General features: G+C 67.2%; 13 protein-coding genes and 3 pseudogenes. 6 read left to right on the top strand and 10 right to left on the bottom strand.

Going from position 1 to position 25,486, the window contains the following annotated elements; genetic code table 11:
* Nucleotides 1-12 precede the first annotated feature (12 nt).
* A complete protein-coding gene (locus OO52_RS53590; protein WP_234339965.1) occupies nt 13-201 on the top strand; it encodes a hypothetical protein in 189 nt (62 codons plus the stop codon).
* 193 nt (nt 202-394) lie between these two features.
* Here OO52_RS53590 and OO52_RS42575 read toward each other — a convergent pair whose 3' ends face one another.
* Genes OO52_RS42575 through OO52_RS53580 form a run of 3 tightly spaced genes read right to left on the bottom strand, consistent with a single transcriptional unit; the run spans nt 395 to nt 1,653 of the window.
* On the bottom strand, nt 395-901 hold the full coding sequence (locus tag OO52_RS42575; RefSeq protein ID WP_030940447.1) for a GNAT family N-acetyltransferase: 507 nt from the start codon (nt 899-901) through the stop codon (nt 395-397).
* Between the two features lie 12 nt (nt 902-913).
* Nucleotides 914-1,366 (bottom strand): hypothetical protein, encoded by a 453-nt coding sequence (locus OO52_RS53585; RefSeq protein ID WP_051847955.1) that lies wholly within the window; start codon nt 1,364-1,366, stop codon nt 914-916.
* Nucleotides 1,294-1,653, bottom strand: a complete 360-nt coding sequence (locus tag OO52_RS53580) for a hypothetical protein (RefSeq protein ID WP_432422520.1) — start codon at nt 1,651-1,653, stop codon at nt 1,294-1,296. Before OO52_RS53580 ends, OO52_RS53585 begins: the two co-directional genes overlap by 73 nt.
* On the opposite strand from OO52_RS53580, the pseudogene OO52_RS42565 reads away from it, so the two are divergent.
* Nucleotides 1,633-2,337: pseudogene (locus OO52_RS42565) on the top strand (IS110 family transposase); the annotation flags it as partial. The gene OO52_RS53580 and the pseudogene OO52_RS42565 sit on opposite strands and share 21 nt — an antisense overlap.
* A gap of 114 nt (nt 2,338-2,451) precedes the next feature.
* Here OO52_RS42565 and OO52_RS50400 read toward each other — a convergent pair.
* Complete coding sequence (locus OO52_RS50400) at nt 2,452-8,565, bottom strand: LamG-like jellyroll fold domain-containing protein (RefSeq protein ID WP_158712636.1); 6,114 nt, start codon at nt 8,563-8,565, stop codon at nt 2,452-2,454.
* Nucleotides 8,566-8,966: 401 nt separating this feature from the next.
* On the opposite strand from OO52_RS50400, the gene OO52_RS42555 reads away from it, so the two are divergent.
* Complete coding sequence (locus tag OO52_RS42555) at nt 8,967-16,085, top strand: polymorphic toxin-type HINT domain-containing protein (protein ID WP_158712634.1); 7,119 nt, start codon at nt 8,967-8,969, stop codon at nt 16,083-16,085.
* Between the two features lie 113 nt (nt 16,086-16,198).
* Entirely contained in the window at nt 16,199-16,591 is a 393-nt protein-coding gene (locus tag OO52_RS51225) for a hypothetical protein (RefSeq protein WP_158712633.1), read from the top strand.
* 30 nt (nt 16,592-16,621) lie between these two features.
* On the opposite strand, the gene OO52_RS42550 is transcribed toward OO52_RS51225, so the two are convergent.
* The 4 genes and pseudogenes from OO52_RS42550 to OO52_RS48850 form a co-directional block, all read right to left on the bottom strand.
* Nucleotides 16,622-17,905, bottom strand: a complete 1,284-nt coding sequence (locus tag OO52_RS42550; protein ID WP_030940456.1) for a tyrosine-type recombinase/integrase — start codon at nt 17,903-17,905, stop codon at nt 16,622-16,624.
* The gene (locus OO52_RS42545) at nt 17,905-18,129 is read right to left on the bottom strand and encodes a helix-turn-helix domain-containing protein (RefSeq protein ID WP_030940459.1); all 225 of its coding nucleotides are present in this window, start codon (nt 18,127-18,129) and stop codon (nt 17,905-17,907) included. Before OO52_RS42545 ends, OO52_RS42550 begins: the two co-directional genes overlap by 1 nt.
* Nucleotides 18,129-19,559, bottom strand: coding sequence for a replication initiator (locus OO52_RS42540; protein ID WP_030940461.1), 1,431 nt, complete (start codon nt 19,557-19,559; stop codon nt 18,129-18,131). The genes OO52_RS42545 and OO52_RS42540 overlap by 1 nt, the downstream gene beginning before the upstream one ends.
* A gap of 484 nt (nt 19,560-20,043) precedes the next feature.
* Nucleotides 20,044-21,132: pseudogene (locus OO52_RS48850) on the bottom strand (IS256 family transposase); the annotation flags it as partial.
* A 184-nt stretch (nt 21,133-21,316) separates the two neighbouring features.
* Between OO52_RS48850 and OO52_RS42525 the strand changes: the two are divergent.
* Complete coding sequence (locus OO52_RS42525; protein ID WP_030940464.1) at nt 21,317-21,802, top strand: hypothetical protein; 486 nt, start codon at nt 21,317-21,319, stop codon at nt 21,800-21,802.
* A gap of 204 nt (nt 21,803-22,006) precedes the next feature.
* Here OO52_RS42525 and OO52_RS48845 read toward each other — a convergent pair.
* Nucleotides 22,007-22,779 (bottom strand): annotated as a pseudogene (locus tag OO52_RS48845) (ADP-ribosylglycohydrolase family protein); the annotation flags it as partial.
* Nucleotides 22,780-22,950: 171 nt separating this feature from the next.
* Nucleotides 22,951-23,901, bottom strand: coding sequence for a hypothetical protein (locus tag OO52_RS42520; protein ID WP_030940467.1), 951 nt, complete (start codon nt 23,899-23,901; stop codon nt 22,951-22,953).
* A 932-nt stretch (nt 23,902-24,833) separates the two neighbouring features.
* On the opposite strand from OO52_RS42520, the gene OO52_RS46340 reads away from it, so the two are divergent.
* Nucleotides 24,834-25,412: a hypothetical protein gene (locus OO52_RS46340; protein ID WP_051847961.1), complete on the top strand. Its 579-nt coding sequence runs from the start codon at nt 24,834-24,836 to the stop codon at nt 25,410-25,412.
* The last annotated feature ends 74 nt before the right edge of the window (nt 25,413-25,486 follow it).

Here is a 25,486-nt window from a genome sequence, read left to right as displayed (position 1 = left end):
CGGGAGGGCCTGGTGCCACTCGCGTTCGTGTTCGCGGACACCACCGAGGCGAAGGTCGCCAACACGGTCGCCTTGCTGGAGGAGGCCGGCCGCCGCTACTGGGCGCCTCGCCGGTACCAGACCCTCTACCGAGAGGCCCAGCGCAAGGCCCGTCGCGAGTCCGAGAATCGGGTCAGTACCCTCGCGCCGACCGGACCGTGATCGTTTTCAGCGGCACTTTCCGTACCGCAACTATTCACGCCTGGAGAGTCCCGCGAGTTCACGCAAACTGAAGGATTCTCGGTGGGAACTCAAGGGTCCGTCGTCGTGCTCTGCGGAGTTGCTTCCGTGGGTTCGAGGCCAACTCGCGACCTTGCCGTTCCTGGTCCCCTGGGCGGACAAGACGCCGAGCGGGTCAGCCAAGAGAGCGGCGGTACCGCAACTTGTTGAGAGAAGCCCCACCGGTGGTGTCTTCAACGGCTGCGCCGTCTGCGCGCCAGCCAGCAGCTTCGTAGAAGCGCCGGGCGCGACGATTGTCTTCCAGGACCCACAAGGTGGCTTGCGTGTACTCGGCCTGTCGGAGAGCCGTCAACGTGGCCAGCATCAAGTGCTTCCCGATCCCAGTGCCCCAGAGCTCGGGCATCGCGTAAAGCGTGCCGATTTCCGCGACGGCAGGGGTCTCCTGAGACGGGCCGAAGCCTGCAAATCCGACGATCCCCGCCTCGGTTTCGGCTACCAGTACTCCCGACGATGGCCATCGTGTCTCCGCGATGCGTGTCTTCCACTCGGACTCTTCGCGGCTTGGGTCCATGGCGTCGAGGTAGTGCCGGGGGACAAGACCGGCAAAGGCCGCCTGCCAGGAGCGCACGTAAACACCGGCGACCGCTGATGCGTCATCAGGCCGTGCCTGTCGAGTCTGCATGGCCGTCATTCTTCAAGTCCCATCAATCCGCGCCAAGTTCTTTTCTCGAGGGCGATGCCGAGTGCTCGGCAGTGCCCGTGCGGAGTCCGCGTAGCGCATTGCGGTCTTCTCGTCGAGCCCGAACACCTGGGCGAGGTGCAGCGGATCGGGCCCGTAGGTCAGGGCCTCTTCGAGCTGCCGTTCGACGCGGAGCCGCTCCAGCGTCGCGTCCTGGCCGCGCATCGAGGCGCTGATCCAGTGGTTGCTGGTGCGGCTGGTCTCGGTGGCGGTCTGGTTGTTGATCAGCAGATGGAGGTTCGCGGTGCTCGGCCACCGGTTTCGCCGGTGCTCCAGCCAGTCCAGCAGCAGTTTCAGGTTGAGGTCGTCGAGCGGGCGGACGCGTCCGGCGATGGTCAGCCGTCGGTTGCCGAGGTCGACGTCGTCGAGCATGAGCATGCCGATCTGGGCGACCCGGGCGGCGTGCACCGCTGCGAGGCAAGGATGAGTCGTGTTGCCGGGGTGGTGGCCGCCGCGACGGACCGGCCGACCTGGGCGGGGACTAGCGGCTGCAGCACGCCGTACTCGTACTGGCCGACCTTGATCCGGCTGGTCGGGTTGCGGAAAAGCAGCCCATTCCGCTTAGCCCAGGCGAACAGCGAGCGCAGGGCCGCGAGTTGGTCACGCCGCTGGTGGCCGTGCAGTGTCTTGATGTAGGTCCGGACGTCGTCGCGGGTCACTTCCCGCAGGTGGTCATAACGGTCCGACCATTCCAGCAGGGCCGGCCGGACACGGTTGAGGTAGAGCCAGACCGTGCCTTCCCGTCGCGGGAGGTTGCGGGGGCCACCGTCACGCAGGACGCGGGTCCAGCGCTCGGCCTCCGAGCGGATGCCGGGTGCGAGACCCTCCAGACGCTCGGCGAGCCAGCCCTCGAAGGAGGGTTCGCTGTCGTCCTCGAAGATCCCCACGTGCTTCGGACCGGCAAGCGGCAGGCGTTCGCGATCAACACGATGGCCGCCGCCCGCTACCGCGACCGGCATTCGGTCTCGCGCAAGAAGTCCGACCCCGGCGACGCCCTGGTCCTGGCGAACATCTTGCGCACCGACATGCACGCCCACCGGCCGCTGCCCAATGACAGCGATCTCGGCCGGGCCGTCGCCGTGCTCGCCCGTGCTCAGCAGGACTCACTCTGGAACCGTCAGCAGCTGGCCAACCAGCTACGTTCTCTCCTGCGTGAGTACTACCCGGCCGCCCTGGCGGCCTTCGAGCCCTGGCGCAACGGTCTGTGCCGGCCGGAGGCCCGGGAACTCTTGAAGGCGGCCCCGACGCTGACCCGAGCCGCGCGTCTGACCCGCACGCAATTGGAGGCCGCGCTCAAGCGGGCCGGCCGCAAGCGCGGCATCACGGCCGAGGCCGAGCGGCTCCATAGGTCCGTCTTCCGGGCCGCATTCGGCAGCGAGGCGCTGCCAGTGCGGCTTTTGTAGCCGCCCAGTAACCACGGACACCCATGTGCACGTATAGGTGGGCCCGCCGCTCATGAAAACAGGAGCGGCGGGCCCGCGGCCGAATATTGGTTAGTGCAGGGCGCTGACTTCGGCCGTCGTCAGGGCTCGCGGGTAGACGTGGACGTCGGACACGGAGCCGGGGAAGGCCAGGTAGGGGGTGGTGGCTGAGGCGCTGTTTGCGCAGCCCCCGATGGTCAGGGGGAGGGAGGAGTCGTATTGGGGGCTGAGGTTGGTGGCGGTTCCCATCAGGCTGCCGTTTTGGTAGAGGGCCATGGTGCCGGTGTTGGAGTCTCCGGTGACCGGTGCCCGGTAGGTGGCGACGAGGTGGGTCCAGATGCCGATCGGTGCGGTGTTGCTGTCGCCTTCGGCGGTGGGGAAGTCGGCGTTCTCGTCGTTGGTGGTGGTGGTCTGGAACATCCAGGCTTGGCTGGGCTTGTCGTAGGAGAGGTAGAAGGCTTGGTGCTGTGTGGTGCCCTGGCAGACGGCGGTGGTGCCAAGGGCGGAGTTGATCTTCACCCAGGTGGAGACGGTGTAGTCGCCGAGTGTGTTGACCGCGCTCTGCTTGCTCTTGAGGAAGCCGGTGCTTCCGTCGAACGCGACGCTGCCGGTCATGCCGCTTGGTGCGTCGGAGCTGAAGGTGGCGCTGCCGGAGGCGTTCAGCGGGTTGAGGGAAGCGGTGTCGGTGCCGTCGGCGGCGAGCTTCCATTCGTCCTCGGGCATGCCCTTGTCCCAGCCGGAGGGCACGATGACGCTTTCGGCGCCGGCCTGGCCGGCTTGCATCGCGTACGGGTAGACGCGGACGTCCGAGACGGAGCCGGGGAAGGCGGCGTACGGCGTGGTCGTGTCGGTGTCGTTGATGCAGCCGCCGATGGTCAGGGGCAGGGAGGAGTCGTACTGGGGGGTGGGGTTGGTAGCCGTTCCCATCAGGGTGCCGTTCTGGTAAATGGCCATCACGCCGGTGCTGATGTCACCGTCGACGGGTGCTGTGTAGGTGACCAGAAGGTGTGTCCAGGTGCCCACGGCTCCGGTGCTGTTGTCTCCTTCGGCGGTGGGGAAGTCTGCGCTCGCGTCGTTGGTGGTGGTGGTCTGGAACATCCAGCCCTTGTTGCCGCTGTCGTAGCCGATGTAGAACGCCTGGTGCTGGCTGGTGCCTTGGCAGATGGCGGTGGCGTCGACCGCTGAGTTGATCTTCACCCAGGCGGAGATGGTGTAGTCGCCGAGGGTGTTCACGGCGGTGTGGTCGCTTTCCAGATATCCGCTGGTGCCGTCGAAGGACGCCGTGCCGGCGCTGGCGTTGACTGCGTCGGGTCCGTTGGAGTCGAAGGTGGCGCCGCCGAGCGCGGTGAACGGGTTGTCCCCGTTTGCGTCGGTGCCGTCGCTGTCCAGTTGCCAGTCGTCCTGGGGGGTGTCGCTTCCAGTAGCCAGCGGAACGACCATGTTGGGCGCGATGCTGACCACACTGATGTCGATGTCGTTGACGTAGCGGGAGGCGAGGTCGGCGTAGTAGGCGTCGGACGGATTGCCGCCGGCGAGGTCGGCTGCCTTCACGGTCGAGGAGGTGGCGGTGCCGTCCGTGGAGACGGCCGCTGCGAAGTCGATGACCTGCCAGGGGTAGTTGTCGAGGAGGTAGCTGTTCACCTGCTCGCGCGCCGACTCCTGTGCTGCGGTGCCCGGGTGGGCGGCGGTGAACGGCGGAATGGTGGCGAGGTAGACGGTGATGGTGGCGTTCTCGGTGATCGGGTTGCCGTAGATGTCGTGGGACTGGCCGTCGTCGGTGTAGTACGAGCTCAGCTGGCTGTTGAGTGAGGCCAGCCCGGCCTCGACGCTGGTGGCGCAGGTGTCGGCATCACCGGTGCAGTTGAGTAGGTCGGTGGCGCCGGTGGAGATGAGGACCGTGCGTGCATTGCCCTGGGCCAGGACGTTGCGGTCCAGGGGATTGAGCGCGTTGGTCGGGGTGGTGCTGTTGGTGATCTGCGGGAGCAGGTTGTTGGTCAGGTTGCTGCTGTTGGTTCCGGCGTTCAGGACGCCGTAGTCGACGGAGTTGTTGCCGACGGGGTCGTTGACCAGCGCGTCGGTGATGGCGTCGCTGAGGTGGTGCCGGCCGTCGCCGGTTGCGCTGTCGCCGTTGACGCTCTGGTCGCCGTAGAGGACCAACGAGCCGGTAGGGGCGGAGGCCCGGGTGGTGACGTCGATGCCGGACAGGAAGGGCAGACCGGTGTATGTGGTCTGTGTGTAGTTGGTGGCGGCAGTGTCAACGGTGTGGTTGCCGGCGTTGCTGACCCATACGGGGGTCCGAGCCACTGCGTGGCCGGGCATGCTGGACACCGAGCCGTGCACTTGAAGGCTCACCAGGAGAGTTGCCTGCTGCGCGACGGTGAGGGTGACGGGGTCACTGGTGGTGTCACCGCCTGCCGGGATGGTGACGGAGGCGGAGCCGCCGAAGGTCACCGCTGTAGGCGTTGCAACAGCGGTGGCCCCGCCTGCGGTGCCCTCCTGCAGCGCGACGGAGGCCGCGTCGAACGTCACGGGCGCGGCGCCCATGGCGTTGGACAGGTGGATACGTACTCCGTTGTCATCGGCGCCGTTGTCGTCATCGGCGCCGATGCTGACGTGGGCCGGGATGCGCAGCGTCTGCCCGTTGACGGTGGCGTTGCTCCCGCTGGACAGCTGCACCTTGGCGGTGTCCTGCACTGAGGACCACGTCCCGACCCAGTGCCGGGCGCTCGTTCCGCTTCCGCTGATCGTGCTTGGCCGCACGCCCAGGCCGATGACGTGGAGGCTGGGCTGGCCGGCCTGGACGCCGTTGGTGAACAGCGGAAGCGAAATGCTGCTGATGACCGAACCAGGGCACTGCAGCGGGACGCTGATGGCATAGACCTTCAGGCCGGAGCTCGGGCTGGTCTGGGTGTTATTGCTGTGGTTCTGGTGAACGAGAGCGATCGATGCCGCGGAGGCCGGGCCACTGGTCCAGTCCGGCACCGTGTCCAGCTTGTACGGCTGCTCAGCGGGGTCGCCGTTGGTGTCCAGGCAGTTGTTCTTGGCGTAGGTGATGGTGCCGCTGGCGTCCTTGGCGGCGCCGCCGGTGGCGAAGGCGAGGAAGACGACGGAGTCGCCGGTGTTGACCACGCCGCTGCTCGGCAGGGTGATGGTCTGGCCGGAGGCCAGCATGTTGTCGTAGGTGCCGGTGCCGAATTTCGGCAGGGTGATGGCCGCGCCGTCGATGGTTACCGTCTTGTTGCTCTGCCAGCCTGCGGTGCTCGTCAGGTCGGCGGCGTTGATGCTGTTGCCCGAGCCGTCGGCGTCGGCCGGGCTGGTCGTCGTGGTGAAGGTGCTAATGGCGGTGTTGTTCAGGCAGCTGCCGGGGGTGTTGATCGCACAGGTCAGCGCCGGGGCGAGCCGCAGTACGTCGATGCCCGCCTGGTAGCCGGCCGAGCGGGGGTCCTTGCCGGTCAGGGTGAGGGTGAGGGTGTGTACGCCCTGTTGGAGGGTGAGGAGCTGACCTGTGGTGTCCTTGGGGATTCCCAGGTTGAGGAACTGGGTGGTGACGTAGGGGCTGTAGGCGTCGAAGCCGCTGATCAAGGTGGACTGAGTGGTCTTGCCCGCGTCCAGGGTCAGACGGTAGATGCCGTAGTCCTTGGCTTTGGTCAGGTTGACCCCGAAGCTCCAGGGGCCATCTTTCGGTACGTCGAAGCTGAAGGTGGCGCTGTCGCCGCTGACGGCTTTGGAGGTGCTGCTTTTGTTGATGAGCATGGCTTGGTAGCCGTCGGCGAACTCGTACCCGCTGCCGGCGGCTTGGCTGATCAGCTGGCCGCCGGTGCTGGTGGTCGTCGCTTTGGGCACGGTGGTGGTCGTGCCGTCGGTGTTGGTGGCGGTCCAGCCGCTGATCATCATGTCGCCGTAGGCGTAGGTCGGGGAGCTGGTGCCGGCGTAGAAGGCGTAAGCCGTCTGGGTGAGAGAAGTCGAGCCGGCCTGGTCCACGGCCTTCGCGTAGAGCGTGTGTGGTCCTGCTTTACCGGGGGCGAAGGCGGGGGAGGCGCTGCCGTTGATGACCGAGGTGCCGGTACCGGGGCCATTGTCGGAAGTCGCGTAGTAGGCCTGGCCTGGTGTGATCTTCGTGCCCGGCGCCCAGGGGACGACGCCGCTGCTGCTGTAGACCGTGTTGCCGAGGGTGGCGTCCAGGCGGAACAGGTAGCCGGTGATGTTGTTGGTGTGGTTGTTGCTCAGGACGAAGGTGCCCTTGCTGTCGAAGGCCGCGCCGATTTGTTTGGCCGGGAACTGACTTGAGGTAACGGTGGGGGCCGGTGGCGCGCTGGTGTCCACGGTGAAGGTCTGGGTTTTCGTCCAGATGCCGGAGCCGGTCCCGGCCCAGTAACCGGCGGCGTTCTGTGCGGTGGCTTTCCAGGTGTATTTGCCGTCCGGCAGGCTCGGTGTGGTCCAGTCACTGCCGTTGGTGTTGTACCGGGCGCGCTTCTTGGAGTCGAGGTTGGGGCCGAAGCCCTGGCCAACCAGGGTGCCGGAGGAGTTGAAGACGTGGTAGTCGACGCGCACCAGTTCGCTGCCGCCGGCGAGGTCGGGGTTGACCGCGCGTGCCGACAGTGTGGGGGTGTGGGTGGTGGTCATCGTGTTGCCCGCGCTCACGATGGACGGCTTGATGGCGGGAGTGCCGGTGCCGTTTTTGAGCTTGGGCCGGTAGCTGTAGGTGACGGACATGGTGGCTCCACCGCCGTACGCGAGCTGCTTCCACTGGGTTGCGTCGTTCATGTCGGGCGACTGGACCATCAGCGTCATACTGCTCCAGCCGCCGGCTGCCGCACTCTGTGCCCGGGACGTCACGTCGAACTCAAGCGACGGTGGGCTGACCCAGGAGTCGGAACCGCTGGTGACCGGGCAGGTTCCGGCCTCGTGACTCTTCGGATTGGTGCCCAGTGAGCTGGTACGCCCCCCGGGCTCATGGCCCCAGTACAGCGAGGAGGAACTCCATCCTGCGGGACGGTCGGTGCCGTAGACGGCGGCCGGGGTGTCGGAGCAGGAGGCGGCGGACAGCTGTTTGACGTACAGCGAGGCGTGGGTGACCACGGCACCTTTGATGCCGCTGGTGTTCATCTGGTAGTAGGTGCGGGCGCGTTCGCCGTTGCCGGGGTAGGAGTTGTCCCATCCCTCGCGCGCGTTGGTCGAGCCGGTGGTGGAGGTCGAGTTGTAGACGTTCCACCCGTTGTCCGAGATGCGGGCCCAGTCCAGTTGGGAGGGCCTGCCACTCCACTCAGGGTCCACGTAGACCGGGTACGTGGTGGCCTTGGCGGTCAGCAGCTTCTCATCCAGGCCGAGGAGTTGCCTGCCTGACCGGAGCCTCACCTCCACCTGGGCGCGGTGCTTGCCGACGTCGGCGGCCGCCTTGTGCTCGGCCCGGGCTGCGGCGGCGGTCGCGATCCGGGCAGGCGGATGGCCGCCGGTCTTGTTGCCGGCGCTGTCCCACATCAGTGCGGTGTCGCTGTGGAACACCGTCTTGCCGGTGTGCTTGTCGGTGGCTCGGGCCCCGCCGTTCGAGGTGGCGGTCAGCGTGAGGTTCTTCGAGGTGGTGTTCAGCGCGAGCTTGCGTAGCCGCCGATCGGTTGCGGCTTTGGGTGTTTTGACCACCAGGATCGAGGAGTAGCCGGAGGCGTCCGCGGTCAGTTGCAGGTCGACACCAGGGAACACTTCTGGGTAAGTGGCGGTGTCTCCTGCAACCACGGGTTTGGGCAGCGCGTGCGGCCAGGAGAAGCTGAGCTTGTCTGCCCCGTCGCGCATGGTCACCATGGCGCCGGAGCCGCCACCGGTGAAGGTCACGGGCGTGACGGCCGCCTTGGGTGCCCAGGTTCCGTCCGCCTGCCGCACGAGGGTGGTATCGATGGGCACCCATTTCCCGTCCTGCTGCACGCGCTGCGGCATAGAGGAGTCGGTCCGCGTGAAGGTTCCGTCCGGATTGGCCACCACCGTGGTGCCGGTGTCGGTGAGCTGGTCGATGGTCACCGGCTTGCCGGTTGCCTTCGCCTCCGCCGACGCCGCTTCAGTCGGATTGAGGCGTGTGGGGGCGGCTGCAGGCTGATCATTCTGCGCATCGGAGCCGGCTGTCTGTGCCGGAGCATCGGACGACGCATGGGCCGGCACGGTGACCGACAGGGCCCCGGCAGCCAGCGCCGTGACCACAGCGACAGCGATTGGTCTTGCCGCGGGACGTCTGGACGCACGTACAGGTGCGCGAAAGGCGGACATCGACGTTGGGATCCTTCGCAGGTCTCATGCGGTCCCCACCGTGGGCCCCGCGCCGCTGAGCATTCTGAAGGCCGGTGTGCACGCGGTCCATGTGTATCCGATTGCCAAGTCCCCAAGTGCAGACCGTTTTTGACGGTTGCGCGCCCTATTGCGTTCCACGGCAGGTGATTTCTTTGCTCTTCCTGTGGAGATGGTTTGCAAAGTGTGTCGACCTTAGGACTTAGCGTGATCGATCGCGGGGGAGGACTGACTGTGCCGCCGCTCTGACGCGTACTCAAGTCGCCTCTGCAGCAACCACCTTCAGGGCGCCTTGCGATCTGGAGGGAACGCACAGCATGGCGTTGATGACGGGGCGGAAGCGCGGCCGGGCGGCCTGGGCAGCCGGCAGGATCCGTCGTACAGCAGTGATGACGGTCGGTGCCCTGATCGTGGGCAGCCTGCTGCCCACGGGTGTCGCCACCGCGGCCACGGCGACAGAGCACCATGTGTCAGCTCCGGCCGCACCTCACGACAAACAGATCCCCTTCACCCGTAAGGCGCCCAAGAAGGGCTCCGCGCGGCGAGGGTTCAAGCACTTCGACCCCACCGCTCACGCCAAACTGCCCTCAGCGAGCAGTGCCGTGGTCACCCTTCCCGTCACGGCCGTCTCCTCGGGTCTCACCGCGAAGGCGACGCAAAAGCGGGCCGGCAGCACCCCCATCCTCCTCGGCCCTGCCGCAGGCGCACACCCTCAGCCGACCGCCGTGACCGCATCGCAGCGCGTGCGGGTGCGCGTACTGGACCAGAAGATCACGCGCGCCGCCGGTGTCCACGGCCTCCTGTTCACCCTGCAGCGCACCAGCCCCGGAGCCGGCAAGGTCGCGCTGCGGGTAGACGACTCCTCCTTCCGCTACGCCTTCGGCGGTGACTTCGCCTCCCGCCTGCACCTGGTCCGCTTGCCCGGCTGTGCCCTGACCACGCCGAAGCTGGCCAAGTGCCAGGCGCAGACTGCGGTACGCACCGCTCCCGGGACGCCGTTGTCCGCTCAGGTGACCATCCCGGCTGCGGCTAGTGCGGCGTCTTCGGCAGCCGGCACGTCGCGGTCAGCAACGAGTTCGTCCAGCGCGATGATGGTCATGGCGGCGACCTCGGCTGCTTCGGGTCCGTCCGGTGACTACTCGGCGACCAACCTGTCACCGGGCGGATCCTGGTCGATTGCCGGTAACACGGGAGCGTTCACCTACAGCTACCCGATCACGGTGCCACCGTCGATCGGCGGAACGGTACCGAACGTCGATCTCTCCTACAGTTCCAGCACCCAGGACGCGCGCACCGAAGGGACCAACAACCAGTCCTCCTGGCTCGGTGACGGCTGGAGCTCCACCGAGAACTACATCGAGCGCACCTACAAGCCCTGCAAGGACGACTCCTCGTCCGGGGCGCCTGACAACGATGGCGACCAGTGCTGGGCCGGACAGATCCTCACCCTGTCGCTGAACGGCACGTCCACCGACATCGTCTACGACGACTCGACCAAGACCTTCCGCCCCGCTGACGACAACGCCACCACCAAGATCGAAGACCTGTCCGACACCTCGAACAAGACGGCGAACGGGGAGTACTTCAAGGTCACCAGCGACGGGGTGCAGTACTTCTTCGGCCTCAACCACCTGCCGGGCTGGACCAGCGGCAAGGAAGAGACCAAGTCCGTGTGGACCGAACCGGTCTACCACGCACACAGCGGCGTCACCGACTGCCCGGACAGCACCGACTTCGCCGCCACCGCCTGCACGCTCGGCTACCGGTTCAACCTCGACTACGCCGTGGACACCCACGGCAACGCCACCGCCTGGTACTACTCACCGGAAACCGGCTACTACGGCGCCGCGAAGAAGGACACCGCGGTCGACTACACCCGCGGCGGCACCCTGTCCCGGATCGACTACGGGATCACGTCCTCGACGATCTACTCGGGCACCGCCCCCGAGCAGATCCTCTTCGACACCGCCGAACGCTGCATCCCGGGCACGCCGTCGGGCAACACCTGCGCGGACACCCAGTTCACCGCGGCCAACGCCGCCTACTGGCCCGACGTACCGGTCGACCTGAACTGCACCTCCGGATCAAGCTGCACCAACCACAGCCCGAGCTTCTGGTCGCGCAGACGCCTGACCTCCATCACGACGCAGATCCAGACCGGCGGTGCGACCAAGCAGGTCGATAAGTACACCTTCACCCAGTCCTTCCCCGACGGCGGTGACCACGCGCCCACCTTGTGGCTGGACTCCATCCAGCGCACCGGCCTGGACACCCTGGGTGGCGCAGCCGGCAGTACATCCACGCCGGCGGTGAACTTCGACCCACCGCTCCAACTGCCCAACCGGGTCGGCACCATCCCGCAGATGCCGCTGATGTACCACGACCGGATCCAGACGGTCACCAGTGAGACCGGCGCGCAGACGACCGTCAGCTACGACCGGCCCGACTGCTCCAGCGCACCGGCCAGCGACCCCAACGATCCCACCGACGCAGCGGCCAGAACCTTCGCGTCCACCAACACCCTGTCCTGCTTCCCGGTGTACTGGACACCGGACGGCCAGCCCGCGCCGTGGATGGACTGGTTCTACAAGTACAAGGTCGCCTCGGTCGTCACCACGGACCCGCACAACTCCTACCAGGACGGCACGCAGCCCGAGCTGGAGACGGACTACACCTACAAGGGCAACCCCGGCTGGCACTACGACGACAACGAACTCGTCAAGGCCAAGAACCGAACCTGGGGCCAGTTCCGCGGCTACCCGGAGGTGGACGTCACCACCGGAGACCCCAACGTCTTCCATTACACCAACGGCGCCAAGGTCAACGACCAGAAGACCCTGACCAAAACCCACTACTTCCTGGGCATGAACGGCGACACCCTGCCCGGCGGCAAGACCCGTGCCGTGCCCGACCTGACCAGCCAGGACGGCGCCACCTCGGTCCCCGACGACGACGCGTTCGCCGGCCAGACGTTCGAGACCGACACCTACACCAGCGCCACGGGCAGCCTGGACAAGGCCGTCGTCAACGTGCCCACGGTCATCGGCCCCACCGCCACCCGCAACCGCAGCGGTCTGCCGGACCTGACCGCCCAGATGGTCCGCCCCGCCAAGACACTGACCCGACAAGCCGTCTCCTACGGCTGGCGCAAAACCGAGACCGACACCTTCTACAACACCACCCTGGGCAAGTCGACGACTGGCATGCCGGTCCAGGTCGACGACCGAGGCGAAACCGCCGACAGCAACAACGTCGCCAAGTGCACCTACACCCGCTACCTCACCGGCAGCGCTGCCACCCTGGTGGTGCCCGCCGAGGTCATCACCACCGCACAGGACTGCTCCAGCGCCGGAGCCGCCCCCAGCGGGACCCTGATCGCCGACACCCGCAGCTCCTACGACACCAACGCCTTCACCTACGACGGCGACGGCCAGCAGAACCCGGCTCTGCCCACGACCGGTGACGTCACCCTGGTCCAGCAGGCATCGGCCGCCACCGGCGCAACCGCGACCGCCTTCATAGACCAGGCCACCACCAGCTACGACTCCTACGGCAGGGCCACCAAGGCGACCCGCACCCCCAAGTCCACCTCACCGGACGGCAAGAGCCTCGCCCAGACCGTCTTCACCCGCTACACCCCCTCCACCGGCGAGCTCCCCACCAGCAGCACCACCATCACCCAGGTCACGCCCGGCGTGGACTGCTCCACGGCCACCACCTCATCGAAGGACTGCCAGCTCACCAGCAACGCCATCGACCCGTCCCGCGCCCTGCCCACCGCCAAGACGGACGCGGCCGGCCTGCTCACCTCACTCGCCTACGACGCACTCGGCCGACTGACCGACGTATGGCTGCCCAATGAGATCAAGGCCAACGGCGCGCCGGCGAACATGACCTACACCTACAGCCCGTCCCAAACGGCCCCGACCGTCGTCGCCTCCAAAACACTGCTGGACAACGGGACCTACAAGACCAGCGAAACGCTGTTCGACGCGATGATGCGGCCGCTGCAGACGCAGGCGACAGCGGAGAACTCCAGCACCACCGTCTCGGACACCCAGTACGACTCGCACGGCTGGACGGTCGCCACCAACAACGGCTACAACGTGAGCGGCACCACCCCCGGTAGCAAGCTCATCTCCGTCTCGCAGGTGTCCATCCCGGACACCACCGTCACCGACTACGACGGGCAGGGACGAGCCGGTCTGGTCACCGAGGAGCACAACGGGGTCAAGACCTGGACCACGAGCACGGCCTACACCGGTGACAAGACCACCGTCCTGCCTCCCCAGGGCAGCGTGGCCAGCACCACGGTCGTCGACGCCCGCGGTCAGACCACCGAACTCGACCAGTACACCGCCGCACCCACGCTGAGCGGGTCCGCAGCGGCCGGCTTCACCGCCACCGGCGGCACCACCTCATCCACCACTTACGGCTACAACGCCGCCGGACAGCAGACGCGGATCACCGGCCCGGACCAGACAACGTGGACGGCTGGTTACGACCTGCTCGGCCACAGGACGTCCCAGACCGACCCGGACGCCGGCGGAAGCAGCTACGGCTACGACGACGCCGGCAACCTGACCTCCAGCACGGACGCCAAGAAGGTCGAACTCGACTACACCTACGACCTGCTGGGCCGCAAACTCACCGGCACCGACAAGTCCAAGTCCGACTTCCAGTTCGCCTCCTGGACCTACGACACCCTGCGCGTCGGCCTGCCGACCTCCTCCACCCGCTACGTCCAGGGCGTCACCGGCGGCTACACCGTCGCCTCCACCGGCTACACCGTCCTCGGGAAACCGACCGGAACAAAGATCAGCCTGCCGGCTTCCGAGGCGCCACTGCCGTCGTCCTACACGACGACCTACACCTACACGATCCGGGACCAGCTGCTGGCCACCCAGAGCGACCCACGTGCGCAGAACCTGAGCAACGAGCTGATCACTTACGGCCACGACGCCCTGGGTAACCCCAGCACCACCGATAGCAGCGCCTTCACCTACGTCAGCGGCACCGTCTACACCAACTACGGTCAGCCGTCCGTGGTCACGCTGGGCGCCTCGACCAATCCCGCCACAGTCACGTACGACTACGACGACCAGACCCTCCGACTGCGAGAACGCAAGATCACCCGCACTCAGGCTCCCGGTCCAACGGTAGACGACACCACATACAAGTACGACGCTTCGGGCAATCCGACCTCCACCACCGACCAGCAGTCGGAGACCGGCAACACCGTCACCGACCAGCAGTGCTACCGCTACGACACCCTGGACCGGCTGACCGACGCCTGGACCGCCAACGACAACTGCGCCGCCAGCCCGCCCACGACCGGCACCGTCACCACAACGGCCGGCTCCTACTGGCAGTCCTTCAGCTACGACGCCATCGGCAACCGCAAACAGAGCGTCGACCACGCCATCGGCACCTCCGGCACCACCTCCACCACCAGCTACGCCTACGGCTGCAAGACCAACTGCAACTCCTCCGGTGTCCAGCCCCACACCCTGACCGCCACCACCGGAGGCACCAACCCGACCGCGTTCGTCTATGACGAAGACGGCAACCTGCACACCCGCACCCCCACCACCGGCCCGATCCAGACCCTGACGTGGGACGACGAGAACCACCTCACCCAGGTCGACGCGGGCGGCACCAGCCCCACAACCACCAAGTACCTGTACGACGCCGACGGCAACCAGCTCATCCGCCGCGACCCCGGCAAGACCACCCTCTTCGCCGGCGACACCCAGATCATCGTCAACACCAGCGTCACCCCCAACGTCCTTCTCGGCGCCGTCCGCACCTACACCCACGGCGGCACCGGAGAGCCCGTAGCCGTGCGCTCCAGCCTTTCCGGCGGCGGACTGAAGTACCTGTTCAACGACCCGCACGGCACGGCGACCCTGTCGATGGACACCACTACCCAGCAGGTCGCACGCCAGCAGTACACCCCCTACGGCCAACCGCGAGCCAGCGCCAACAGCACCGCCTGGCCCGACCCGACCCACTCCTACCTCGGCGCACCCCAGGACAGCTCCACCGGCTACACCGACCTAGGCGCCCGCAAGTACGACCCAAGCCTGGGCCGTTTCATCAGCCTCGACCCGATCCTGGAAGCCACCAGCCCCCAGGAACTCGGCGGCTACACCTACGCCGCCGACAACCCCATCACCTCCGCCGACCCCAGCGGCCTCGAATCCTGCTACCCGCACTACTGCTCCGGAGACAACGGCACCAACGCGCCGTACCACTCGTACGACGACCCCGCCTCCCCCCACTACGAGCCGCCGCAGAGCAGGAAACTGCCACCGCTCAAGCTCATGAAGAAGTTCGGCGGCCACGCGCCCACGATCACGCAGATGATGGGCTACGGCACCTACCGGTCGGACCTCTCCCCTGCGTGGAACGTCGAGCTGTACTACCGCGAACGGTGCGGCGGTGAAGACCTCCTCTGGACCTCTTCCTGCCAGGGATTCCAGCAGTTCTACGACCACTGGTCCGACATCAAGGACGTACCGAGCAACCCCTGCGAGGCTGTCAGCACGTGTAGATCACTCGGTGACCTAGCGGTCGGCATCTCGCTTGGCGCGACTCTCGAAGAATCCGTGGCCCTCAATGAAACCGCGGCTCTCGAGCAAGAGGCCCTGGAAGAGGACATATCCTTCTGCAGCTTCGATCCCAAGACACCGGTCCTGATGGCGGACCGGAAGACGAAGGCCATCGGCAAGATAAAACCGGGCGACCGCGTGGAAAGCGCCGACCCGGAGAACGGTAAACACCGAGGCCCCCGCAAGGTCACCGCTCGCCTGGTCCACCGCGACAACGACCTCGTCGACGTCACGATCCGAGGTACGGACGGCCACAGCGTGACCCTCCACACCACCTCGCGCCACCCCTTCTGGGACGACACCCTCCACACCTGGATCCCCGCCGGCAAGCTCAAGCCCGGTCACCTCCTCAACACCGCCACCGACCACCACGTCCGCATCGATACGGTCCGCACCCGACCCGGCGCAGCGGACATGTACAACCTGACCGTCGACCAACTCCACACGTACTATGTGCTGGCGGGCAAGACTCCGGTCCTGGTTCACAATTCCGGAGGGGCGTGCAAGGAAGTAACCCTGCCTAGCTTTGACAGCTTCGAACAAGCTCGCAACAAGGCACTTGATCTGCTGGGCGAGGTTGATCCAGCTACTCGGCAGCCGTACATCGGGCGTCTCGAATCTGCGCCGACGACCTACGGCAAGGTAGTGGGATTCACTACTCGGGTGAACGGCGAATTTAAGAGGTTTAGGATGGATTACGATCCGGTGAAGGGTCCCCATATCAACGTGGAAGTCGGCAAGGGTGACTCCGCGCGTAAGTGGGCAGTGCCATGGAATGGAACAGAAGACGATTTCGCGAGGGTGCTTGGCGGTAATTCGTGACGCTCGACGGTGTATACGGAACCAGGCCCGACCTCCTGCCCAGATCTATGGTTCGAGTGGTTCGTGCAGATCAGCAGGGTGACCGACGGCTGACTTGGGTTGGGCGGCCGGGTGTGCAGTTGCTGAACCTGGATCAGCATCTCCAGTACGAGCGTGAAAGCCTCAGTCATTACCCGCGTAGCTCTGATGGTGCAATTGCGTGGGGCGCGGTTGCTGATGGTTTGGTGCTCAGCTCGGCGGAGTCGGGTTCCATCGAGCTGAGCGCAGTAATCCAGCAGTTCGCCCCGAAAGCTAGCAGCCTAATCTTTTTCTGGGGGAGCCTGGCAGTTCCGAGTGTAGAGATGGGGTTCGAATTCTCTATCTCTCACTTGCCGGACATCGCGGAATCCGTACCGGAATTCTGGATTTATTCTCCCGGTGACCGCATTGTGGTGGAGAGTTCGTTCGCTGGCGTAGTGACTGTGGCCCATATTCCTGTGGAAGCAGATGGTCAGAGTCCTGCGTAACGCCGTTTGACGGCAACGCTGACGGCAACGTCAGCGGACGACCACCGCTGAGGGCGGCGGCTCTTCGGAGTCGCCGCCCTCAGTCAGTGTGTCGCTCAGGGTATCGATGGCCTGGCGCTGGAGACGGAGTCGGACGTGGGCGTAGACGCCGGCGGTGACGCCGATGTGGGCGTGGCCGAGGAGTTCCTTGATGATGACGAGATCGACGCCCTGTTCCAGGAGCAGGGTGGCGGTCGAGTGGCGGAGATCGTGGAAGCGGATCTTCCGGAGTCCGGCGCTGTGGAGAAGGCGGCGGAAGCGGCGGTTGAGGTTGCCGGGGTCGAGCGGCCTGCCCTTCGGAGTGGTGAAGACGAGCCCGTTGTCCGTCCAGCCCGTTCCGGCTGCCTGACGCTCTTCCTGCTGCCGCTCCTGGTGGATCTTGAGCGAGTTGATGCATTCGGTGGGGAGGGCGATGCGGCGTTCGGAGGCGAGGGTCTTGGTGTTCAGGACGGTCAGCCCCTGGCTGCGGGTGCGCTGGAGGGGGCGGTGGATGGTGGCGGTGCCGCCGTCGAGGTCGAGGTCTTCCCAGTGGAGGCCGAGGAGTTCGCCCCTGCGGAGTCCGGTGCGCAGGGCGAGTTCGTACAGGGCATGAAGCCGGTCCTCGCCGGCCAGCTGAAGGAACTGCCGGGCTTCGGCGGCGGTGAAGGGCTGGAAACGCCGGGGGCGGGGCGTGGCCGTCTTGACGTTCCGGGCGACGTTGCGCGGAAGCTCATCCTCGCGGACGGCATGTTCCAGGGCCGACTTGAGGACCGCGTGGACGTATGTCACGGTCAACGGCGACAGCCGCTTCTCACAGCACTGGCCGATGGCGCAGCAGGACCGCCGAACAGCGTCCCGTCCCTGGGCGCAGCACTGGCAGGTGGTACGGAGTCTGTCGAGGAAGGTGCGGACGTCGCGGGTGGTGAGCCGGGCGAGCTTCTTGGCGCCGAGGCCGGGGTTGAGGTGGAGACGGATGGAGGCGGCGTAGCGGGTGTGGGTGTTCTCCCGCAGGTAGTGAACGGCGACGCCGTCCAGCCAGTATGCGAGGTAGGTGCTCACGGTGCTGTCGGCCGTCGCGATGGGGAGGCCGCGGTTGCTGGCGGCGATCTTCTCGGTGAGCTCGGTCATCGCGTCTTTGCGGGTGGTGCCGTAGACGCGGACGCGCTTGCGGGTGTTGCCGGGGGCGAGGACGTATCCGGCGGCTTCCCATCGTCCGTCCTTGCGCTGGTAGACGGTCCCGTCGCCGTTCGCACGGGTACGGGAGCGGCGGGAGGAGGCGGGGCGGGGTGTGGTCATCAGGCGGCGTCCTGTTCGAGGCGGGTGCGGATGAAGTCGGTCAGGGCGTGGGTGGGGATGCGGCGGGCGCGGCCGAGGGTGATCGAGGCGAGTTGGCCGGTGCGGAGCAGTTCGTAGACGGCGGAGCGGCCGAGCTGGAGGCGGGCCATCACCTGGGGCACCGTGAGTAGGTCCAGCGCCGGTGCCGTCTCCGCGCGGGGAGCCGTGAGCAGGGGCGAGGCCATTAGCAACCCCCTTCGGCTGCGAAGTGCCGTTCCAGTTCCCTGCGGTGCCAGACGTGGGCGGCGAGGAGCGCGGCGCCGGGGCTGTAGCCCGAACCGAGGTAGTCCCACTGGCCGACGACGAGCATGGTGGCCGGGTCGTGCTCGGTCAGGCCGGCATGCGTGTGGGCCTGTTCGGTGCGCCAGGTGCGGCGGGCGGCGCGCAGCGCGCCCAGGGTGGTGGAGTAACTGCGGGACTTGGTGGAGAAGTGGCCCCGGAAGCCGAGCATGTGCGCCCACTTCCAGAGCTTGAGGTCGGCGAACTCCGGCAGGCGGCCCAGCTCCCAGCAGGTGCGGATCATCTGCCGCACGTGCCGGGCGACGGCGAGCCGGGGCAACGGCCGCACCTGCCCGGTGCCGTCGCAGGCGGTGCAGGGGAGCGGGGTTCCGTGGGGCAGGAGGGTGGCGCCGCGTCCGTGGCAGGGGCGGCAGTACAGGGCGCGGTCGAGGGCACCGGAGGCGTCGGCGGACTTGGTGGCGTACTTGGCGATGTAGGCGGCGACCGCCTGGTCGGTGAGTTCGGTTTCGGTGCCGAAGGCGGCGATCTCGCGTACGTCGAGCTGCTGGCCCCAGGTGAGTTCGCGTTCCCCGACCGCGTCCGAGGTGACGGAGATGCGGGCGCGCGATGCGGCGGCGCGGATGGCGTCAGTGAGCACGGCGACGGTGGCGTACGAGGGCGGGGGCTGGGTGCTGCCGTCGGGGCCGTCGAGGCGGATCACAGCGTGGAAGTGGACCAGGCCACGCTTCTGGTACTCGGCAACCTTGGCGAAGGACACCCGCAGAACCGTGCGGGCTGCCTTCTGGGTGAGGCCGAGCCGGACGGCGAGCTCGCGGCGCAGGTAAGTAGTGAAGCGGGCCCACAAGGCTCCGGCGTGGGCGTTGAAGAGGACTGCGCCCGCGTAGTCGTACGTCGCCGGCTTGAGCGGTGTGCCGAGCAATGGGTCCGTGGGCTCGTGGCGGATTCCGCAGCGGCAGGGCCGTGCGTCGGGGCGGTTGTGGACGGGGCCGAAGGAGGGGGCGGTGAGGGTGGCGAAGACGCGGGGGTGGGTGCGGACGGTGTCGGGGACGGTCTTGCCGCCGGAGAGGCCAGCGCGGATGAGGTGGTAGGTGTCGGCGGCGTAGAGGCGGGAGCAGGCCGAGCAGCGTGAGGCACGGCGGTTGCCGCACGTGGTCAGCAGGCTGCCGGTGGGCTCGTCGGAAGCGGTGTAGGAGCGCAGCACCTCACCGGTCGTGGTGTCGACGGTGGTGCTCTGGCCGGTCAGGCGGACGGGTTCGGTGCAGCCGCCGAGGTGTTCGATCTGCTGCTGTGCGCGGTCGAAGTCGGGGTGGTTGACGAGGTGGAGCAGGTCCCGCACGGCGGGGCTTGCCACGTGGCGCAGGTCCAGGGTGACCATTCGGGGCTTGTCCCTTCTGTCGGGGTGGGGGCCCCGAGCAGCAACCAACCAGGCAGGGAGGCGTGTTGGTGCTGCTGGGGGCATGACGAACCAGGCCCATGGCGGGCGTGGGGTCAGCGAGGGGTGATGCGGGCGGCGTGGGCGCGGGGCTCAGAGCTGAGCGAGCGCGGCGGTGGCCACCGGAAGGGCGACACCCATGCGCGTTCCCAGATGGGCGGCGGTGATCGGGGTTCCGTGCTCTGTGCGGTGGGTGTCCGCGATGCGCCGGGCCGCGTCCAGCAGGGCGGCAGGCAGGGCCGGGCCGGAGGCGGGTCGGGGCGTCTTGGCGACAGTGATGGGCGGAGTAGCGGCCGGGGCCGGAGTCGGAGCGGGCTGTGGTTCCTCGGCCGGGGAGTCGACGACGACAAGTCCGCCCTGGACACGCCGCGCAGGGCCAGGAACCGCAGCGCGACCAGGAGCCCGACGACGGACAGGTCCATGGGGGGATGACGGCGGTGCGGTCGGGGAAGATGCCGACCACGTCGGTGCGGCGGCGGATCTCCTTGTTCAGCCGTTCCTGCGGGTTGTTCGACCAGATCTGCCTCCAGATCTCCCGCGGGAAGGCGGTGAAGGCCAACAGGTCGTGCTGGGAGGCGTCCAAGTGGGCTGCGGCCTTGGGGAATTTGGCCTCCAGCGCGTCCAGGACGTGCCGCATCTGTGTTTGGACCGCGTCGGTGTCGGGCTGTTCGAAGACCGTCCGCAGCAGCGTGGCCACCCAGGGCTGGGCCGACTTCGGGACCTGGCTCAGCAGGTTCCTCGCGTAGTGGGTGCGGCAGCGCTGCCACGAGGCGCCGGGCAGCACCGCACCGATCGCGTCGACGAGGCCGGCGTGGGCGTCGGAGATGACGAGCTGGACGCCGGACAGGCCACGGGCGATCAGGGAACGCAGGAAGGCCAGCCAGCCGGCGCCGTCCTCGGTGGTGGCGACGTCCAGGCCGAGGATCTCGCGGTGGCCGTCGGCGTTGACGCCGACCGCGATCAGCGCGTGCACGTTGACGATGCGGCCGCCCTCGCGGACCTTCTGGGTGAGCGCGTCGACCCAGACGAACGAGTACGGGCCGGCGTCCAGGGGCCGGTTGCGAAAGGCGGTGACCTGCTCGTCCAGGTGCTTGGCCATCGCGCTGACCTGGGACTTCGACAACTGCGTCACCCCGAGGGACTCGGCGAGCTTCTCCACTCGGCGGGTGGAGACACCGAGCAGGTAGGCGGTGGCGACCACCGAGATCAGGGCCTGTTCGGCCCGGCGGCGGCGCTCGAGCAGCCAGTGCGGGAAGTAGCTGCCCTGCCTCAGCTTGGGAACGGCGAGCTCGACGGTCCCAGCGCGGGTGTCCCACTCGCGCGGGCGGTAGCCGTTGCGGTGGTTGACGCGTTTGTCGCTGACCTGCCCGTACTCGGCGTTGCAGAGCGCGTCGGCCTCCGCCGACATGAGCGCGTCGGCGAACGTCTTGACCATCGCGCGCAGCAGATCGGGACTCGCCGCGGCAAGGTTCTCCTCGGCGAGGGCGTGCAGGGGCAGACTGTCAGGTGCGGTCATCGTGCTGATCTCCTTCGAGCTTCGACAACTCGAAGATCAGCCGGTGGCCGTTCTCATATCCGGGCCCTCACTCCGACGCCAGGCCAAACAGCCGGATCAGGTGGGAACCCGTACACCACTTCCCAGGGCGCAACCCAGGGAAAATAGGGCTGTCTTGAGGCCGGGTGCCAGGCAGTATGACGGTGTGGCTGATCTGCTGTGGGATGACGTGAAGTGTTTCTTCGATCCGGACCTGATGGGATCGCTACCGGACGTGAGTATCCCTGATGCCTCGAGGAATAACTGGCAGGAGGTACTGGATCTCGTCGTGGAGAAGGGCTGGAAGTGCCAATACTCCGAAGGAGAGAGGGTGCTTCCCCTGCCCCAGGCGGAGGCTGCACTGTCTCGACCAGCGGATACTGAGTGCCCGAGCCTGCGTGTCTGGCTGAGAGCTGATGTGCTGGCGATCTTCCGCTTCTACTCAGACGAGGAGATCGATTTCGACGTTGATCTGCGCGAGTTGCAGGGGCAGGAGCGACTTGAACTGTTCTGCGGCTTCTTGCGGGAGATCGGGCGGCGGTTGGGTAAGCCGGTGCTGATGCATCCGGAGGGTGCCCATGGTCATCCGGTGCTCGGATTCGATGTCGAAGCAGATCGAGTCGTCCTCCTTGCGGAGCCACTGGTCAAGTGACTGCGGCTGAGGGCCGGAGTTCGTGGAGAGTGCGGGACAGCACCCGGTTCAGCCTCCGAGGCGGTGTGCAAGGTTGAGTAGATCTGGCGCGTGCAGCTCCCGTCCGTCGAATCCTGGGAGGGGGACACGGAGCGGTTGGGTCCAGCGGGCGGGGATTGCGTCCAGCCCGTAGTACGCCCCCGCGAGGCCTCCGGTCACCGCGGCGACGGTGTCCGTGTCACCGCCGAGGTCGATCGCCGCGCGTATCGCGTCTTCGAAGCCGGTCGTGGTGCGCAGGGCCCAGACGGCGGAGCCCAGACAGGGCCAGACGGCACCGTTGAACTCGGTCGCCTGCTCGGGGTGCCAGTCGGGCGCGAGGACGGTGGCGTAGCGGCCGCGGTGGTCGGGGTGGACAAGAGCCAGGACGTCTGGGAGCGCGGCGAGGGGGTCAATGTCCTCGAACGTGACACGGATGAGCTCGTGGAAGATCGCGGTGCTTCCCAGGCCGCGCGGTCCCCGTGGGTGAGGGCAGCGATACGGCGGGCCGCCTCCATGGTGGCTTCTTGGCCGGCGGCCGCGAAGTGGACTGCGGAGGTCGACGCCCGCATCAAGGAGCCGTTTCCGGCTGCTCGTTGGTTGACCTGGAAATGGATCGCTGCGGCGAGGTACCAGGGCATGCCGTTGGTCAGGACGTCTTCGGTCTGCAAGCCGATGTCCTTCGGCTCTGATGCCGCCCACCGCTGGAAGCGGGCGAAGATGTCCGGGAGATCCAGCCCGCCCCGTTCCAGCAGCGACTCCGCGACCAGGACGGCCATCTGCGTGTCGTCGGTGGCCTCGCCGGGGTCCCAGCCACCACCTCCGCACATCTCGCCACCGGCACCAGGCGCGGGAAACCGCGCAGAGAACGCTCCCTGGGGGCCAAACTCGAAGGGGGCGCCCAGAGCGTCACCCACCGCTGAGCCAACGACGGCGCCAGCGGCCCGCTGAATCCACTTCATTCGCGCAGGTTATCCGCGCCGCGCCGACGGCTGTCCTGTCCCAGATAAGTGTGGGCAGGGCGAGGACCTTGACCTGCGGTGCCTAGAGTTGAGCGGGACACGAGAGCGGCCAATGTCCCACTCGGCCGTAGGCAGGACGATGAGTCGCTCACGGCGCCAGCGGTGGCCTAGTCACCACCTGGCGCGCAGCACGCCGTCGCTATCCGGCAAGGCAGCATGGAACAGCGGTTGGCGCTCGTCGAGAATCAGGGGCAAAGAGCAGGCTGCTTTCGCGCCCGCGACCAGGGAGGCGAGCTGTTGGGGATCGGTTTCGTCGATGGTGACGTGGCGGATCGTTCTGTTTGGTGCCTCCCAGACGAAGTCCATGGGGGCGTCCGCGGGCAGCGCAGCAAGGACCTCGTCGACATCGGGGTTGAGGTCCGGCCAGATCGTCAGGAGCGCGCGAGGACCGAGCCCAGCGCGTACCGGGTCGAGATTGCTCGCGGTGAGGCGGTACCAACGGGTCGCGTTACGGACGTAGGCCTCTTCCAGGAGCAGCGTCTGTTGCGACGCGAGTTCGACGCGGACTCGTTCCCAGAAGTCCTCGTCGGCAGCCTCGGTCACTTCAGGTTCCTCAAGATCAGCCGCGTAGGGGGAGGCGCTGATCGGTTGTGCAAACAGGCCGAGTTCACGTGTCTGGGCGACCGCTGCGTCGCAGGGTCGGTCGCTGCTGACGTACACGTACTGGTCCCACCCGACGTGGATGGTGAACGTGTCCTCGCGCTCCAACCGGCACCAAGCACCCTCGTCGCGAAGCATGGTCCGCACCAGCTCCAACGCTACAGACAGTGAAACTTCGGCGCCGTCGTAGTAGCCAGTCAGGTCCGGCGGGAACAGGCCGGCGAGGCCATGGCCGTCAAGCGGTTCTTCCAGGCCGAAGTTGACGAAGCCGGTGACCTCGGGTTCACGGATCTCCAGTGTGTCGATGCCCGCTTCCCGTGCGAAGGCGGCGATCGCTTGCAAGTAGGCCGCCTCGACCGGTCCGTGGTCGCTCACCGTGTCCTCAGCACCCGTGTAGTGCCCGCGCTCGTCACGGTCGGCGGGGTTGTACTTGGTTATCTGATGAGCGAAGGACGGCGGCACGAAGCTCCCTGAGCTGATGAGGCGGGGCCTCAGCATAATTCGTGCCATCAGATGCAGATCCCGCCTACACATCACCGGAACGCGGGCCACTCACCCACCAAAAGCGTGGGACTCCCTACACATAGCTGGGGCAGGACTCCGGGCCTCCGGAATGCCGCCGACTGACGGCACGACCGTAGGAGCCCTCAGCCACCGACACAAGGCCGACGGACTCGGAACCTGCCTACAGAAAACTGGAACGCGGGCGCAATCGCCTACAGGAGAGCGGGGACTGCCTACACAGCGTTGGGACCAGACAACGGCCGCACGACCCTATCTCCTTCCTCGGCTCCCCGAACCATCGGCGGCGAACGCGTCTCGTCTACGGAGGTGCACCGCCTGAGACACCTTGGGTCTGAGACACCCGTACAGGTCACATAACGCCGTGCAAGACGACCCTGTGCGTCGCCGGATACGCCGCCCACTTCACCGGCCACACCCTCGAAGTCGTCGACGATCCAACCGACACCCACGGCAGCCGCGCCACCCAGACCCTCGCCTACAAGCCCGGCAGCCAGCCCCTGCCCGTCTGGATCGTCGCCCAGCAGGAGCTGCACCTGACCGGCAACGACGCCGGGCGGCTCTTCGCCTCCTGCACCAAGGCATCCACCGTGCTGGCCGCGCTCGCCCAACTCGCGGGCGGCGCGAGGCGTATCGACTGGGACGCGATTCCGCAGTAGCCGCTCACCACCTGCCAGCCTCCTGGCCTCGTGCCCGGACATCCGTTCCGGGGCGCGGGGCCGCTCGCATACCCGCCTGCCAGCGGCGTCCGGATGAGGTCTCGCAGTTCCCGCCGTCAACACACCCGGTGTGGGTGTTGCCTGCCTAGCCGGCCGCCGTCGCACCGTCGCCCCCGTCACCCAGCCGCGCCCTCTGATGGGAGTTTCCCCGCCGTGACGACCTCCGTGCACCAGCCCTATGCCGTCACCGCCCGCATCGACACCACACACACCCCGCCCGGCCGGCCCGGCACGCCACCCCCCGCCAGCGGAACACCGACCGGCCCGCGTGACACCTACACCGTCACCGCCCACATGAATGCCGCCCCGGACCACTTCAACGGCTATCGCCAGGGCCACACGGTCGCGCAGGCCACCCGCTCCGACGGCACCCCGCTGCGCCTGGTTTTCACCACCGGCAGGGCGAGCAGCATTCACCAGGCGGCCGACGCCGCCTTCGTCGTCGGCAACCGTCACGCAAGCGACGACCACGGCCAGTCCTGGCCCGCCGATGTCCGCTCCCTGTCCAAGGGCGACGTCCTGCGGGTCACCTCACCCGACGGCACCACCCACCACCTCGCCATCGCCTCATCGGGCTTCTCCACCGTCGCCCCGCCCACTGAGCACATCCATCTCGCCGCAACCGACGCGACCTCCCGTCGCGCCTTTGTCTGGCAGCCCGGCGACCTGGCAGCCGCGGGCCAGCTCATCGGGTCTGTCAAACGAGCGGGTCTGTTCCGTAGTCGGTGGTGACGGCGGGTGTGGTCAGCCCAGGAGGATGCGGTGGCGGAGGAGGGGGAAGCTCGCGCGGCCGTACATCTGGCGCT

The sequence above is a fragment of the Streptomyces flaveolus genome (assembly GCF_000716535.1).
In the GTDB taxonomy this organism is placed as follows: Bacteria; Actinomycetota; Actinomycetes; order Streptomycetales; family Streptomycetaceae; genus Streptomyces; species Streptomyces flaveolus_A.
This window is presented reverse-complemented; position numbering and strand designations above follow the sequence as displayed.

Bases quoted from the DNA above. Each gene is read 5' to 3' on its own strand.
- OO52_RS42575 (WP_030940447.1), bottom strand. From the start codon at position 901: ATGCAGACTCGACAGGCACGGCCTGATGACGCATCAGCGGTCGCCGGT.
- OO52_RS42555 (WP_158712634.1), top strand. From the start codon at position 8,967: ATGGCGTTGATGACGGGGCGGAAGCGCGGCCGGGCGGCCTGGGCAGCC.
- OO52_RS42550 (WP_030940456.1), bottom strand. From the start codon at position 17,905: ATGACCACACCCCGCCCCGCCTCCTCCCGCCGCTCCCGTACCCGTGCG.
- OO52_RS42545 (WP_030940459.1), bottom strand. From the start codon at position 18,129: ATGGCCTCGCCCCTGCTCACGGCTCCCCGCGCGGAGACGGCACCGGCG.
- OO52_RS42540 (WP_030940461.1), bottom strand. From the start codon at position 19,559: ATGGTCACCCTGGACCTGCGCCACGTGGCAAGCCCCGCCGTGCGGGAC.